Source organism: uncultured Pontibacter sp., from assembly GCF_947502515.1.
Lineage (GTDB): Bacteria > Bacteroidota > Bacteroidia > Cytophagales > Hymenobacteraceae > Pontibacter.
The window spans coordinates 921,324-936,871 of record NZ_CANNAI010000002.1; the positions used below are offsets into that span (position 1 = coordinate 921,324).

Annotated in this window: 16 protein-coding genes; 12 read left to right on the top strand and 4 right to left on the bottom strand. The window is 49.1% G+C overall.

Going from position 1 to position 15,548, the window contains the following annotated elements; translation table 11 throughout:
* Window positions 1-7: 7 nt before the first annotated feature.
* Complete coding sequence (locus Q1A54_RS08690) at window positions 8-2,203, top strand: catalase (RefSeq protein ID WP_299986776.1); 2,196 nt, start codon at window positions 8-10, stop codon at window positions 2,201-2,203.
* Between the two features lie 905 nt (window positions 2,204-3,108).
* Window positions 3,109-5,691 carry a M1 family aminopeptidase gene (locus tag Q1A54_RS08695; protein ID WP_299986778.1) on the top strand — a complete coding sequence of 861 codons (2,583 nt, stop codon included), beginning with the start codon at window positions 3,109-3,111 and terminating at the stop codon, window positions 5,689-5,691.
* A 91-nt stretch (window positions 5,692-5,782) separates the two neighbouring features.
* Here Q1A54_RS08695 and Q1A54_RS08700 read toward each other — a convergent pair whose 3' ends face one another.
* The 4 genes from Q1A54_RS08700 to hslV form a co-directional block, all read right to left on the bottom strand.
* Window positions 5,783-6,754 carry a deoxyhypusine synthase family protein gene (locus tag Q1A54_RS08700; protein ID WP_196121126.1) on the bottom strand — a complete coding sequence of 324 codons (972 nt, stop codon included), beginning with the start codon at window positions 6,752-6,754 and terminating at the stop codon, window positions 5,783-5,785.
* A gap of 114 nt (window positions 6,755-6,868) precedes the next feature.
* On the bottom strand, window positions 6,869-7,186 hold the full coding sequence (locus Q1A54_RS08705; RefSeq protein WP_299986782.1) for a multidrug efflux SMR transporter: 318 nt from the start codon (window positions 7,184-7,186) through the stop codon (window positions 6,869-6,871).
* Between the two features lie 60 nt (window positions 7,187-7,246).
* Entirely contained in the window at window positions 7,247-7,816 is a 570-nt protein-coding gene (locus Q1A54_RS08710; RefSeq protein ID WP_299986784.1) for a Crp/Fnr family transcriptional regulator, read from the bottom strand.
* Window positions 7,817-7,834: 18 nt separating this feature from the next.
* The gene (gene hslV / locus Q1A54_RS08715) at window positions 7,835-8,377 is read right to left on the bottom strand and encodes an ATP-dependent protease subunit HslV (RefSeq protein ID WP_076423012.1); all 543 of its coding nucleotides are present in this window, start codon (window positions 8,375-8,377) and stop codon (window positions 7,835-7,837) included.
* Window positions 8,378-8,608: 231 nt separating this feature from the next.
* Here hslV and Q1A54_RS08720 point away from each other — a divergent pair, with 231 nt between their 5' ends.
* The 10 genes from Q1A54_RS08720 (at window position 8,609) to Q1A54_RS08765 (ending at window position 15,505) form a co-directional block, all read left to right on the top strand.
* Window positions 8,609-9,451 (top strand): 1,4-dihydroxy-2-naphthoyl-CoA synthase, encoded by an 843-nt coding sequence (locus Q1A54_RS08720; RefSeq protein WP_076423014.1) that lies wholly within the window; start codon window positions 8,609-8,611, stop codon window positions 9,449-9,451.
* Between the two features lie 567 nt (window positions 9,452-10,018).
* Complete coding sequence (locus Q1A54_RS08725) at window positions 10,019-10,528, top strand: hypothetical protein (RefSeq protein WP_196121130.1); 510 nt, start codon at window positions 10,019-10,021, stop codon at window positions 10,526-10,528.
* Between the two features lie 106 nt (window positions 10,529-10,634).
* Window positions 10,635-11,180, top strand: coding sequence for a hypothetical protein (locus Q1A54_RS08730; protein WP_196119398.1), 546 nt, complete (start codon window positions 10,635-10,637; stop codon window positions 11,178-11,180).
* A gap of 99 nt (window positions 11,181-11,279) precedes the next feature.
* Window positions 11,280-12,041: a hypothetical protein gene (locus tag Q1A54_RS08735; RefSeq protein ID WP_196119400.1), complete on the top strand. Its 762-nt coding sequence runs from the start codon at window positions 11,280-11,282 to the stop codon at window positions 12,039-12,041.
* A gap of 74 nt (window positions 12,042-12,115) precedes the next feature.
* Window positions 12,116-12,424: a hypothetical protein gene (locus Q1A54_RS08740; protein ID WP_299986790.1), complete on the top strand. Its 309-nt coding sequence runs from the start codon at window positions 12,116-12,118 to the stop codon at window positions 12,422-12,424.
* Window positions 12,421-13,074: an ABC transporter ATP-binding protein gene (locus tag Q1A54_RS08745; RefSeq protein WP_196119403.1), complete on the top strand. Its 654-nt coding sequence runs from the start codon at window positions 12,421-12,423 to the stop codon at window positions 13,072-13,074. The genes Q1A54_RS08740 and Q1A54_RS08745 overlap by 4 nt, the downstream gene beginning before the upstream one ends.
* A gap of 90 nt (window positions 13,075-13,164) precedes the next feature.
* Complete coding sequence (locus Q1A54_RS08750) at window positions 13,165-13,755, top strand: Crp/Fnr family transcriptional regulator (protein ID WP_230392219.1); 591 nt, start codon at window positions 13,165-13,167, stop codon at window positions 13,753-13,755.
* Window positions 13,756-13,851: 96 nt separating this feature from the next.
* Window positions 13,852-14,571: a hypothetical protein gene (locus Q1A54_RS08755; RefSeq protein ID WP_196119405.1), complete on the top strand. Its 720-nt coding sequence runs from the start codon at window positions 13,852-13,854 to the stop codon at window positions 14,569-14,571.
* Between the two features lie 10 nt (window positions 14,572-14,581).
* Window positions 14,582-14,911 carry a DUF1801 domain-containing protein gene (locus Q1A54_RS08760; protein ID WP_299986794.1) on the top strand — a complete coding sequence of 110 codons (330 nt, stop codon included), beginning with the start codon at window positions 14,582-14,584 and terminating at the stop codon, window positions 14,909-14,911.
* A gap of 30 nt (window positions 14,912-14,941) precedes the next feature.
* Window positions 14,942-15,505 carry a sugar O-acetyltransferase gene (locus Q1A54_RS08765; protein ID WP_299986796.1) on the top strand — a complete coding sequence of 188 codons (564 nt, stop codon included), beginning with the start codon at window positions 14,942-14,944 and terminating at the stop codon, window positions 15,503-15,505.
* Window positions 15,506-15,548 lie beyond the last annotated feature (43 nt).

Here is a 15,548-nt window from a genome sequence, read left to right on the forward strand (position 1 = left end):
CATGACCATGGAAGAGAAAGACAATAAGCAGCCTAAGCCTACCCAGGTGAACGAAGACAGCAAAAACAAGCAGTTGGAGCAATTCCGGGAAGATGGCCAGGGCGAGTACATGACCACCGACCAGGGGGTCCGGATCAACCACACCGATGACTCCCTGAAAGCCGGACAGCGTGGCCCTACCCTGATGGAGGACTTTCACTTCCGTGAAAAAATGACGCACTTTGACCATGAGTCTATACCTGAGCGGGTAGTGCATGCCCGCGGCTCAGGGGTTCATGGTTACTTTCAGCCTTATGATGACTCACTCAAGAAATATACGAAAGCCAGATTTCTGACAGAACCCGGCACACGGACACCTGTATTTGTGCGCTTTTCCACAGTAGTGGGTTCGCGCGGCTCAGCAGACACTGTGCGGGACGTACGCGGCTTTGCCACCAAGTTCTACACAGCGGAAGGCAATTACGACCTGGTAGGAAACAACATGCCTCCTTTCTTTATACAGGATGGCAACAAGTTCCCGGACCTGGTGCACGCCATCAAGCCAATGCCGGACAACGAGATGCCACAGGCATCTGCCGCACACGACACCTTCTGGGACTTTGCTTCGCTCATGCCTGAGTCAACGCACATGCTCATGTGGGTACTTTCTGATCGGGCAATTCCACGAAGCTTCCGTATGATGCAGGGCTTTGGCGTACATACTTTCCGGCTCATCAATGAAGAAGGCAAAGCCACTTTTGTGAAGTTTCACTGGCGACCTACACTGGGTACGCACTCCCTGGTATGGGACGAGGCACAGAAACTGGCCGGTAAAGACGCGGACTGGCTGCGCCGCGACCTGTGGGATGCCATAGAAATGGGTGATTACCCGGAGTTTGAGCTGGCGGTGCAGTTGGTGCCGGAGGAAGACGAGTTTAAGTATGACTTCGATTTGCTAGATGCCACCAAACTGATTCCGGAAGAATTAGTACCCCTGAGACCGGTAGGTAAAATGGTGCTGAACCGCAACCCAGACAATTTCTTCTCCGAAACGGAGCAGGTGGCTTTCCACCCGGGCAACTTGGTGCCAGGCATCGACGTGACAAATGACCCGCTGCTGCAAGGCCGTCTCTTCTCATACCTGGATACACAGCTCAACCGCTTTAACAGCACCAATTTTACGGAAGTGCCGATTAACAGACCGGTGGCTCCGGTGCACAACCACCATGGCGCGGGCTTTATGCGCATGACCATCGGCAAGGGCAAGGCAAACTACTGGCCAAACTCGATTGGCAATGGGTGTCCGATGATGGCCCCCGAGAATATGGGTGGCTATGTACACTACATGGAGAAAGTGGATGGACACAAGATCAGGGCACGCAGCGAAAGCTTTAACGACCACTACAGCCAGGCCACCCTGTTCTGGAACTCCCTGACTGAACCTGAGAAGGAGCACCTCGTATCGGCGGCGCACTTCGAACTGGGCAAGGTAGAACGCAAAGAGATTCGCAGACGACAGGTAGCTAACTTCTACAAAGTAGACCCACAGTTTGCTGCCCTGGTAGCGGCCGGCATAGGCATTGAAATGCCTGTTGACCAGGACTCAGAGCCTACAGGCAATTTTGTGAAGGACGATGCCTCTGAGAAGATCAAAAAAGGCAAGTCTGTGAAAGAGTCTCCGGCCATCAGCATGGAGAAGAACAAGATCGAGACAGCCAAGTCCAGGAGAGTGGCAATCCTGATCGAAGACGGCTTCGACTACAACGAAGTGATGCAGGTAAAGGAGGCCCTGGAGGCAGCCGGAGCGCATCCGAAGATTATCTCCAAGTTGCTCGGAAAACGCGTTTCCAGCACCGGCCAGGAAATAGAAGTGGACAAGCACCATGTGTCAGCCGACTCCGTTATGTTCGACGCAGTATACATTCCGGACGGCGAAAAGAGCGTGCGCAAAATGATGGGCCTGGGTGATGCGCTGCACTTTGTGGCCGAGGCCTTCAAACACTGCAAACCGATCGCTACCTCTGGCTTCGGCATTAATATGCTTGAGAAGGCCTTTGTGGTTGGCGTTAATTTCGCTGAGAAAGATTCAGGTAAAGTAATGTCACACAGCGGCGTAGTTACTGCCGGCTCCGACGCCGACGCCGGTGATTTCGCCGATAAGTTTATTGAGGCCATTAAAAAGCACCGCCACTGGGACCGCGAGAAATCGATGACCCCAGCTTAAGCATTTAATGTTTGTTATTGATTGTTTGTTTGGAGCAAAGGCCGCGAATTTCGCGGCTTTTGCTTTTTAGAAGCAGTGCTTTGTGAACTGGTGAAGTCAGCAGAGCGCACTACAGGGTTTATTGGCGATGCAGGTATAGCTTGTCTGAATCAGGATTTTTAGGATTAAAGAGGGCCCCTACCCCACGGATTGACAGGATTCTTGTGAACGATTGTCACTCCTCAGCCCCCTTCTTTGTCGAGGGTCCCTACCCCCAAGGGTAGGGCCATTAAATTCTAGGAAATTCTCCCCTTGAGGACAAGTGAGATGCGAGTCGAAACTTGCAAGCGAAGCTCTCAGAGGGGTGTTGGGGCTGCAGATGCATCGTAAATAAGTCCGCAAACGGCAATTTAGCACCAAAATTACACCCCTATAATCCCCTCAAGGGGATAGTTTTCGCAGAACTTAACGGCCCTACAACCTTCGTGGGGGACTAAAGTAACTGCCAGTTCGAAGGTATAAGCTCCGTAGTTTCAGTTTAAAGACCACACATTTCGCTGACACGCATTGAAAAACTAACTCGCACGGTAGCTATGAAACAAGTAGCAGCGCCAGGTGCGCCCAAATGACTACCCACTGTTTGAGCGTTCAGCGAGTTTGGGGAGTCTTGACTTTTTTGCTTACTTTTTGTGTCAAGACAAAAAGTAAGGCCCGCCCGGCTAGGGCAAAAGCTGCCCGCCGCACAGGCGAAGCTACAAAGCAGGTTGCTATACCTGCAATAGCTGCAGTTATCTATACCTATACCTAAGCCAGAGGCCCCACCATATCCAACACGAGCGAGGACGCTCGCGCCATGCAAGACACAACACAACAACCTCAAGCAATACCCAAATTCCATTATCTTTACAAACACCTTAACACAAACCATGTCAACACCCAGCTATACCCTCAAAGCTACCGCCCTGGCTTTGTCACTGGCTTTACTCGGCGGTTGCAGCAAAGGCCCCGCCAGCAGCGCCTATACCTTACCTGTTGAAACTGGTGTATCCAGAACGTTAGCCGAGCACCGCAACCATACGCTGCGCAACGTGCAATACGACATAAAACTGCAGCTCCCAACTGGAAAAGACGCACCTATACCTGCCTCTGAAACCATATCCTTCAACCTGCTTAACAGGGAGCAGGCCCTGCAGATCGACTTTAAGGAGCAGCAGGATCACCTGCACGCTGTGCGGGTAAATGGAAAGCAAATACCGATCGTGTTTGAGAACGAACACATCGTGATCGGGCCGCGCTACCTGAAGGTAGGGCAGAACCAGGTGCAGATCGACTTTACGGCCGGCAACCTATCGCTCAACCGCAACGAAGACTACCTCTATACCTTGCTGGTGCCAGATCGCGCCCGCACCGTTTTCCCCTGCTTCGATCAGCCGGACCTGAAGGCGGTTTTCAAACTCACCCTTACATTGCCGCAGGACTGGAAAGCCCTGGCCAACGCCCCGCTGCAGGACTCGGTGCTGACCGGTGCTACCAAGACCTATACCTACCTGCCTTCCGATACCATCCCGACTTATCTCTTCTCTTTTGTGGCAGGTGATTTCAGGAAGGTGAGCAACAATGACCGGGGCCTCACCATGCACTTTTACCACCGTGAAACCGACCAGGACAAGCTCGAGAGCATCGGCCCGATCTTCAGCATTCACCGCGATGCGCTGGCTTTTATGGAGGATTATACCCGGATTCCTTACCCATTTCAGAAGTTCGATTTCGTAGCTATACCTGACTTTCAGTATGGTGGCATGGAACATGTGGGAGCGATCGACTACAAAGCCTCTACCCTCTTCCTGGACGAAGGCGCTACGAAAGATCAACTGGTGTCACGCTCTAACCTGATCGCGCACGAAACAGCTCACATGTGGTTTGGCGACCTGGTAACGATGCGCTGGTTCAACGACGTGTGGATGAAAGAGGTGTTTGCCAACTTCATGGCTGATAAGATTTCCAAGACGACGGTTAAGGACAGCAATTACGACCTCAAGTTCCTGATCGATCACTTCCCGGCAGCTTACAGCGTGGACCGCACAGCAGGCGCCAACCCGATTCGCCAGAATCTGGATAACCTGCAGGATGCCAGCACACTCTATGGGCATATCATCTATCACAAAGCGCCTATTATGATGCGGCAGCTGGAGCGACTGATGGGCGAGCAGGCTTTTCAGGAAGGCCTTCAGGTATACCTGAAAACATATGCCAACAGCAACGCCACCTGGCCACAGCTGATCGAAATACTGGACGCCCGCACGACGGTTGATCTGCAGGCCTGGAACCAGGTATGGGTGAACGAGCCCGGCCGCCCCATATTCGACTACGACATGCAAGTGGCAGACGGCAAGATCAGCTCGTTTAGGATCAACCAGAAAGCAGAAGATGGATCAGACCGACTATGGCCGCAGCTATTTGAGCTGGCACTGGTGTATGCAGACAGTGTGCAGGAGCTGACCGTGAACATGGACAAAGCCGCTGTGGAACTGACCGAAGCGATCGGGAAACGCGCACCGCTCACCGTCCTCTTCAACTCCTCCGGGCAGGGTTATGGTGTATTTCCGGTGGACCTGCGCTTTCGGGCCGGCATTAACCAGATCAATCCAGTCATGCGGGCTTCTGTGTACATCAACCTTTACGAAAACATGCTCAATGGCAGAACAGTAACACCTGACCTGCTCCTGCCCATTACGCTGCTCGAGTCAGGCGTGGAAACAGATGAACTCAACCTGAAGCTACTGACAGGCTACCTGAGCGACACTTACTGGAAGTTCACCACGCCAGCCAGAAGAGCTGAGATTGCTCCTGCCTTTGAAAAGAACCTGTGGGACGCGATGGAGAAACATAAATCCGGCAATGCAAAAAAGCTTCTGTTCAAGACTTACCAGAATATTGCCCTATCCAAAGAAGCACAGGACCGACTGCACCAGGTATGGGAAGCGCAGAAAGCACCGGCAGGCGTTACGCTTAACGAAGACGACTATACCTCCCTGGCGCTCTCGCTGGCTGTACGTGACTATGCCAACTCGGAGGGTATACTGCGCCAGCAGCTGTCCCGCATCAAAAACCCGGACCGTCAGAAGCGCCTGCAGTTCCTGATGCCGGCCCTATCAGGAGACGAGCAGGTACGCGATGCCTTCTTTGCCTCGCTCAAGTCCCGCAGCAACCGCGACAAGGAAGCCTGGGTTGGCTCGGCCCTCTCCTACCTGCACCACCCGCTGCGTGCCGCCTCGTCAGAGAAGTACCTGCGCGAGAGCCTGGAGCTGGTGGAGGAAATTCAACTGACCGGCGACATCTTCTTCCCGACTAACTGGCTGCAGTCAACCTTCAGCAGCTACCAAACTCCAACTGCCGCCGCCACCATTCGCGAATTCCTGGCAGCCCACCCGAACTACAACCCAAAGCTGAAGGGCAAGATCCTGCAGGCTGCGGATCATGTATTTAGGGCAGAGAAACTGGCGAGATAAGTTAGAGAGTTAAAACAAGAAGCCCGCTACTTACGCAGCGGGCTTCTTTATTTCAGGGAATATCAAGTACGACATTCCTTCTATTCAATAATTACATATCCAGCACCAGTGCGAAGATAAGTGGCGCCACGATGGTGGCATCAGACTCTATCATATACTTCGGTGTGTCTTTGCCGAGCTTACCCCAGGTGATCTTCTCGTTTGGCACAGCGCCTGAGTAAGAGCCGTAGCTGGTAGTAGAGTCAGAGATCTGAGCGAAGTAGCCCCACAATGGCACACCGTCGCGCTGCAAATCCTGGTGCAGCATCGGCACCACGCAGATCGGGAAGTCACCGGCTATACCGCCACCGATCTGGAAGAAACCGATGGTAGACTCTTCTTTGGCTGTGTTGGTATACCAGTCAGCCAGCTCGATCATGTACTGTATACCTGTTTTCATGGTATGCACATTCTTGATGTCGCCGCTGATCACGTGGCCTGCGTAGATGTTGCCCAGCGTAGAGTCTTCCCAGCCCGGGCAAATGATCGGCAGGTTTTTCTTGGCTGCTTCCAGCATCCAGCTGTTCTTTGGATCGATCTGGTAGTACTGCTCCAGTTCGCCACTTAACAGTATCTGGTAGAAAAACTCGTGTGGGAAATAAGCTTCGCCCGCCTTGTCCGCTTTTTCCCAATACTTCAGAACCACGTGCTCCAGGCGACGCATGGCTTCTTCCTCAGGTATACAGGTATCCGTAACGCGGTTAAGGTGACGGCTCAGCAGTTCTTCCTCATCAGCGGCAGACAGTTCGCGGTAATGCGGTACACGCTCATAAAAATCGTGCGCCACTAGGTTGAAGATATCTTCTTCCAAATTGGCACCTGTACAGGAGATCGCGTGGATTTTATCCTGGCGGATCATCTCAGCCAGAATGATACCCAGCTCAGCCGTAGACATGGCACCAGCCAGCGTCACCAGCATTTTACCGCCGTTGTTGAGGTGTGTCTTATATCCTTCGGCTGCGTCGATGAGCGAGGCTGCGTTGAAGTGCTTGTAGTGCTTTTTTAAAAAATTAGATACTTCCATTTTCCTTGTGTTTATACTTTGTACTAATTCGTGTTTATACTCCTGTAACCCGATATGAGTTAAAAAAAGATCTTCTCCCGCAAATATAGGTTTTAATATAGTATACCTGTCCGCTTACTTCGAAACCAGCTTCAGCCCGATAATGGAGCCGATAAGCAGGAAGATGAAGAACAGTCGCCAGATGTCAGCAGACTCTTTATAAAGCAGCATACCGACGATGACCGTGCCCACTGCGCCTATACCTGTCCAGACGGCGTAGGCGGTGCCCATCGGAATAGTCTGAATGGCTTTGTTGAGCAGAAAGAAGCTTGCGGAAATGCACAGGAAAAACCCAAAAGACCACTTCGTAACACTGAAGTTGTTCGATAGCTTGAGACAAGTGGTAAACCCGATCTCAAACATCCCCGCCATGATAAGATAGATCCAGCCCATTTTCTTTTTTTACAAAGGTCGGGACTCCGGACCGGAAGAAATTTAACAAATGTTAAAAAATCACCTGACCTCTGCCCGGATACGGCTGAGGGTAACCTGCGTGACGCCCAAGTAGGAGGCGATCTGGTTGAGCGGCACACGTTGGATCAGGGCGGGATTCTGCTGCAGCAGGGCTTTGTAGCGCTCGGTGGCTGACTGGAACTGAAAGACCATGAACCGCTCCTCTGTTTTGATGAGTTCGTACTCGGCTAGTTTGCGGCCCCAGTTTGCCAGTTCGATGTTGGTCAGGTATAGGTCCTGCAATTGGGCCAGGTCCATGGCCTGCACCACCGAATTTTCGAGTAGCTCCACGGTTTCGTAGCCGGGCTTGTTGGCTACGTAGCTGTAGTAGGAAAACACCAGATCGCTTTCAGCGCCAAACCAGAAGGTCACCTCCTGGTCGTTGCGGTAGCAGAAGGCACGGGCAATGCCCCGTTCAATAAAGAACACTTTGTGGCTCACCTGCCCTTCCCGGAAAAGGATATGCCCTTTGGGCAGCTCCTGCCGCTGCATCAGGGCCGTGAGCTGCTCAAAGGATCTATCTGAAATAGGATATAACTGCCGGATGGCCTGTTCGATGGTCTGCACCATTTACGTTGTGCAAGAAGGTTACTTGGTTGGTTTCTCTATGACCAGGTTATGGTTCGTGTAGATGCAGATGTCGGCGGCGATGTTAAGGCTTTCGCGCACCATTTCTTCTGCTGACAAATGCGGGGCATGCTTCTTCAAAGCCAGGGCCGCTGCGTGCGCAAACATACTGCCCGAGCCGATGGCGGCGATCTGGTTGTCTGGCTCCAGTACGTCGCCTGTGCCGGAGATGATCAGTAGCTCTTCTTTGTTGGCTACCACCATCATCGCCTCGAGTTTGCGCAGGTACTGGTCTTTGCGCCAGTCTTTGGCAAGTTCGATGGCGGCACGCTTCATGTTGCTCTGGTAGGCGTTCAGCTTCTCTTCGAAACGCTCAAGCAGCGTGAAGGCATCGGCAGTGGAGCCTGCAAAACCTGTCACAATCTTGCCGTCGAGCAGCTTACGAATCTTTTTGACATTGCTCTTGGCTACGTGCTTGTCCATGGTGGCCTGTCCGTCGGCACCTACGCAAACTTCACCGTTGTGGTATATACCTACTACAGTAGTTGATCTTATTTTTGCCATTGCTGTGTTTTGGTTTATGTGAAAGGTATACGGCTATACCTTAAAAAGCATTCGATACAGGCAGGACTTCAGCAAACAAAACGCCAAAGGTATAGTAGCCGACAAATTGTCTGTTCTCAGCAGTCCGGGGCTATACCTGTCCCCTGCCGGCTGCAAGCTTCTGCCAAATCATGCCGTCTTTTGCTATCTTTGCTTCTGCAATCAGATACTCAGCTTCTAAATACTTACGATATGAGCAAAGCAAATTGGGTGACCGTAAAAGAATACGAAGACATCACCTATAAGAAATGCAATGGCGTGGCCCGCATCGCCTTCAACCGTCCGAACGTGCGCAACGCCTTCCGCCCGAAAACGGTGGGTGAACTGTTTGAGGCTTTTTTGGATGCCCGTGAAGATACTTCGATTGGGGTGGTGCTGTTCTCAGCCGAGGGGCCTTCTACCAAGGACGGGGTATACTCCTTCTGCAGCGGCGGCGACCAGAACGCCCGTGGTCACCAGGGTTATGTAGACGAGGCAGGTATGCCGCGCCTGAACATCTTGGAAGTACAGCGCCTGATACGCTTCATGCCGAAGGTGGTGATTGCCGTGGTGCCGGGTTGGGCTGTGGGTGGCGGACACTCACTGCACGTGGTATGCGACCTCACGCTGGCCAGCAAAGAGCACGCGATCTTTAAACAGACCGATGCCGACGTGACCAGCTTTGACGGTGGCTATGGCTCCGCTTACCTGGCGAAGATGGTGGGTCAAAAACGCGCCCGCGAGATCTTCTTCCTGGGTCGTAACTATTCTGCTCAGGATGCATACGACATGGGCATGGTGAACGCCGTGATTCCGCATGCCGAATTGGAAGACACTGCTTATGAGTGGGCGCAGGAGATCCTAGCCAAGTCCCCTACCTCCATCAAGATGCTCAAGTTCGCCTTCAACCTGACCGACGACGGCATGGTGGGCCAGCAGGTGTTTGCCGGTGAAGCCACCCGCCTCGCCTACATGACCGACGAAGCCAAAGAAGGCCGCAACGCCTTCCTGGAGAAGCGCAAGCCAGATTTCTCGGACATCAAATGGATTCCGTAAGGTATAGCCTGCAGGTATAGCACCAGCAAAGCCGCTCCGTTATGGAGCGGCTTTTTGTTTTTTTGCTTAAAAGTGGTTGCGGATAAATACAATTTACATCCTTTTTGATCGAACACTTAGTGCGCCTGATACCACAACTAAAACTAACTACCAATAAATCAGGCATATTAGGCGTACATAAACGGGTATACCCGTATTACCCGGTTATATCCGCTTAATTCTATACTTTTACAAGGTCATTTCGCTACATAATATGCTTATTTCTTTTAAACGCACAGTAGGAATGTACAATTAAATACACAATTAGAAATAATTAAGTCTAGTCTATATCCAAATTCAGGTTGGAGTCACCGCGACAGACCTTGTTAGAAATAATCCAGCTGGGAGATGAGTTGTTTTCAGTAAGATTTCTTATATTGAATAAGTAAGATATACAAGCTCAAAAAAACTTAAACTCCGGTTCTTGGCAGACTGAAACAGTTTTGGCTGGGAGCTAGAAACTCTACACATAGTGCAGATAAACGTAATAGACTTCCATATATCTAGTAGTTGGCGTACATTGGAATCATGAATAGACAACAAGAGATAGAAGAACTGTTTTCAATGTTTCACGATTTTGAGATAAAGAGTGTGAGCAAAGACGGGGAAGCTTTGACCTTGGATTTTGTGATTCCTTGGGGGCAGTTATGGAATCCTGTCGTTTTGGAATACCAAATAAAAATTGAGCTGTCAGGGTGTAGGAATTTACTGTGTGAATACTTTCTGTTCAAAGACGATGAAGCTAACAAATCAAAGCCTCTTGCACTCCGAGAAACAGAAAAAAGAGTAACCAGCGACCCACAGACTATGAATAAACTGGGGCTTGAAGTTCAAAGCTATACCTATACTCCACCTGATACTTACGTGCTTCATTGCAACAGTTCTAAAGAAATTGCTGGTGGTGAATTGACTTTGACAGCAACAGATTACCGAATCTTTAACGATAATGGCGAACCTTTGACACTTGACCAACTGAAGCAATATGCTACTCAATGGTGGGATAGTATAAAGGAAATGTGGGACGAGCAGAAAAAATAAAAACAACGAAACGCCAACAAAGCACATGTGTAAAGCTGCTGCTACGCCTTGCTCACCTCATGTACGAGCCGTTGGCAGTAAGTATAACTAAGAATACAAACGTAAAATGAACAGAATCAAAATAGGTGTTCTCATAAGCCTTTTGCTCCTCACTCTTTATTCCTGTAAGACAGCACAGACAAGTATGATTATAGCTGATAGCTATGACGAGAATAAAAACCAAACCACATTGTCTTTAATCCCAAATGGCAACATTGTAATACCAGGTAAGTGGACTAAAACAGAATATCTTCAAGCAAGCAGGCAACATTTCTTTAAAAACGGTGACTCAACTACAGTTGCAGTAACAAAGAACCCTAAGCAGAAATACCCATTTTTCAAAGCAGAACAAACAGACAAAGAATTTGTAGCAGATTTTGTGAAGTGGGATTCTGAATACTGGGCTAAGCAAGGAATTTCCACAAAAACGTTAGCTGACCAATCAAACAATGGTTACATATTATGGCAAGCTGTGAGCGAAGAAAAAAATGTAAATACAATATTTCTATTTGGCTCAAAAGATGGATTTGCCTACAACTTTTCCGGTACTTCAAAAAAATGGACTGTAGAGGAAATTCAGGACTTCTTAGTAAAATTGTTTAACGAAAACTAATCAATTAAAAATAAAAATGCCTTCTGCCAACAAGGTTTATACCCAATGCTTCGGCTGATAGCCTCGCACAAGGTATACACGAGACGTTCATATAAATTAATGAAAATCATCTTCAGCATAATATTGGTCTTCTTTTTTGTTGATGCTTGGGCAACCGACCAAGACCCTGACGTTTTGTATTACCAAGGGAGTAAATATTATCTGTATAGCAGCACAGTTGATTCCCCGCTTGAGTCTTTTACCCAACTTAAAGAGAAGTTGCAGAGTGTTAATAAGGATTGGATGGATAGCGGTTGCTGGAGGAATTTTACGGCAGAATGGACTATAGAAGGCGGGCAGTTGTACTTAACAAAAGTTAAAAACTGCAAGGATGGCAAGGAAATCAACTCATTGGTTGAGAAGACCATCAGCAAGAAGTTCGTTGACGGAAAAATGAAGGCTGACTGGGTTAACGGAGTTTATTGGGTAGGAAGCGGGGAGAGATACTGGAATGCCTTTGAAAATGAAATAAAATTCACGTTTGAAAATGGAGCCTTGGTAAGGACCAAACATTACGCCTCACCAAACTGCTCATATAACAATAGGGATACATTAGAAAACTTCATTTACTCTAACATAAATTGGGAAGAATTACCGAATAAGAGAGAGGATGTGTCCATAGATTTTGAAACGGACAGTGATGGAAAGTTAGTGCAGGCAAAAGTTCGGCACAGCGTTAGCAAAGAATTTGAAAAAGAAGCTTTGAGGGTGTTACGAAATGTACCATGTTGGAAGGTATTTACACATTTTGGAAAAGTCTTTGGGTGGCGGGATATTGATATTATATTCAGCCAAGAAAACAGAAAAAAATATGTCCGCTAACCCTGCACATAAGCTAAGCTTCGGCTACGCCTCACCCACATCATGCACGAAACGATAACAGGCATTCAGCCAATATGAAACCATACAAAACAGTAAGACTTATATGGACTTTCTACAGGAGCTTTGTGCTGGTTTCGATGGTGATTACCATTTGCAGTATCAAGCTACTCTGGGATTACGATTTCATGATATTCGGCATGCTGTTTTGGTTTAAAGTGGCCACCCTGGGTCTCGTATTTTACTTTGTTAACAGCTATAAGAGCAACCACTACTATTACTATCAGAACCTGGGCGTGTCAAGGGCTATGCTCTGGGCAGCTACCTTGGGATTCGACCTTTTCCTGTTTATATTTCTCACCGTTCTTGCCTACAAAATCAGATGACCCACAAACTGGAAGCAGACAGTATTCAATTGGAGTTTGATGGCAGAAGGATACTTTCCGACGTCTATGTGAAGTGCGAAACAGGGGGAATAACTGGTCTGCTAGGCAGGAACGGGCAAGGTAAATCCTGCCTGATGAAAATCATATACGGCAGTCTAAGGTGTGACAAGTCCATCAGGTTCGATAATAAGATTCAGTTTGAAGCTTTCAAGCGCCCCGACTTACTTCTTTACCTTCCCCAGTTCAACTTTATACCGCCACATATAAGTCTGAAAAGGATATTCAGTGACTTTGAAATGGACTATTCATCATTTGCGCATCGATTTCCGGAATTCATGAAAAAGTATAAGTCTTCTATCGGTAATCTGTCAGGTGGTGAGCGTAGGTTAGTGGAAATCTATTCAGTTGTGAAATCAGCCTCTCAGTTTGCTATGCTTGATGAGCCTTTTACGCATCTGAATCCGATACAGATTGATAAGGTAAAGGACTTCCTAGTCGAGGAAAAGCAAAACAAAGGGCTCATCATAACCGATCACATGTTTAGGCATGTCTTAGATATTTGTGATACTTTATACCTGTTAACGAATGGTAAGACCCACTTGGTAAGTACAACTGAAGAAATAGAGGAACTTGGTTATGCAAGGGTATAAGGCATGATAAAAACTTAGAGCACTCTTATCCAAGCCTTAGTTAAGCACGTTATCAGAATATAAAACTGTAAAACAACCCTTGTCAATCACATGGAAAACGAAAAGGCATTTGTAAGGCATTTTTTCCAGGTAGGGGTTCCCCAATCTGAGAAACTGGATATCATTGCCCAGCACTTTCATGAGAAGCTGATTGACAAACACGACCACCTCCTGAACGAAGGTAAGATCAGTCAGGAATACTTGCTGCTCGAAAGTGGATTTATGCGTGCCTATTCGCTCGATACAGAAGGCAACGAAGTAACCACCGCCTTCTATGGTGCGGGGCAACCTGTGTTTGATGTGGCTTCCTTTTTTATGCGCACGCCTGCCAAAGAGAGTATTCAGGCCCTGGCCCCCTGTAGCGGCTGGGTCATTTCTTTTGAAGAACTGAACAAGCTCTTTCATAGCATACCTGAGTTCAGAGAAGTTGGCAGAGGAATTTTAGTAAAAGGATACGCTTCCCTTAAACTGCGTATGCAATCCATGATTACGGAGACGGCCGAAACACGCTATGCCATGCTGCTGCAGACGAACCCCGAAATATTCAGGCAGGCCCCTCTCAAACACATCGCCTCTTACCTGGGCATCACCGACAGCTCGCTTAGCCGCATCCGGCGGGAGATCAGCAGGCAGCACAAGTAGAATTTTGGTGGCCTGCAGCACTTCTTGCCAAATGACAAGTGGATTAGTGTGCCTGTGCGTTTACTTTGAATTGTAATTCATTAAACGCATGGCATTATGGAAACATTACCGCTTTACATCTATGGCACCTTTGTACCCACGGTACTTGCTGCCGCTTACTTTTTTTCGAAAGCCTCCCATACCCGCTGGCTCTTTTATGTCCTGCTCGGTTGGATGGCACTGACAGCTGCATTGGCTTGGGCTGGCTTCTTTAAGGTGACAGACACCTTGCCGCCCCGCTTTCTGGTTGCCGTGGTGCCCCCACTCCTGGGTCTTATTGCCGCTTTTTGTTCACCTAAGGCAAGGGCCTGGCTCGATGCTTTCGACCTGAAAACCCTTACGCTCCTGCAGGTCATGCGCATACCTGTTGAACTGGTCCTGTTCTGGCTCTTCCTGCACCAACTCACACCCGAACTTATGACCTTTCAGGGAAGGAACCTGGATATTGTATCCGGTATCACGGCCCCGCTGGTATACTATCTGGCCTTCGTGCGGAACAAGTGGCGAGCCAAACTGCTGATAGGATGGAATATAATCGCACTCGGCCTGCTGATCTTCACGGTAAGCCATGGTGTGCTCTCTGCCCCCTCCCCGTTTCAGCAGTTTGCCTTTGAGCAACCCAATGTAGCCGTACTGCTCTTTCCTTTTATCTGGCTGCCTGCTGTAGTAGTGCCCATCGCTTATTCCGCCCATATTATCTCCATCAGACAACTGTGGAAAGCATATAGTAAGAATAGGAAATTTATATATAATTTAGGGTCAGTTAAGCAAATTTAAAAGCCACTACATGCACCCACAAGTAAACGACTACATCAACTCATCCGAAAAGCACAAGGAAACCCTTGAGGCTCTACGTCAGCTGGTACACGACACTGTATCTGGCGTAACAGAGGAGTTCAAGTGGAGCCGCCCTGTTTTCCGCTCCGACAAAGACTTTGCTTACCTTAAAACAGCCAAAGCCTATGTCACACTCGGCTTTTTCCAGTTCGATAAACTCAACGACCCAAACTGCTTGCTGGAAGGAACCGGCAAAGACATGCGCCACATTAAAATCAAAAGTGTGCAGGATATCGATCGCGAACTCCTGACTGAGTGGTTTAGAGCCGCAGCGGTATAGCTAAACCAGTCCGCTCACGTATACCCGCCTATGAAAACCGAGAAAGAGAAAATGCTGGCGGGGGAATTGTACGACCCGCTGGACAAGCAGATTTCGGACGAGCGCCTGCAGGCGCGGCTGCTCCTGAAAGAACTCAACGACAGTCGTGAGGACCAGGTAGAAGAGCGCAGCCGTATCCTGAAAGCGCTGATCCCGCATGCAGGTGAGGGACTTTGGCTGCAACCTCCCTTCTACTGCGACTATGGCTACAACATGATCGTGGGCGAACGGGTGTTTTTCAATTTCAACTGTGTGGTGCTCGATGTGGCAGAAGTACGCATTGGAAGTCGCACCCTGTTCGGTCCCAATGTGCAGGTATACACGGCCACCCACCCGATGGATCATCGGGAACGTGCCTCGGGCCTGGAATATGCTAAGCCCATTACCATAGGCGAAGACGTCTGGATAGGCGGGAGTGCTGTGATATGCCCTGGCGTGACGATCGGAGACCGCAGCGTGATCGGGGCAGGCAGTGTGGTGACCAAAGACATACCCGCTGATGTGTTTGCGGCGGGTAATCCGTGCCGGGTTATAAGAAAGCTGAAGGAGGTATAGCGCAACCAATCAGGTATAGCTTCTCTATAATCACAAAGGGCCT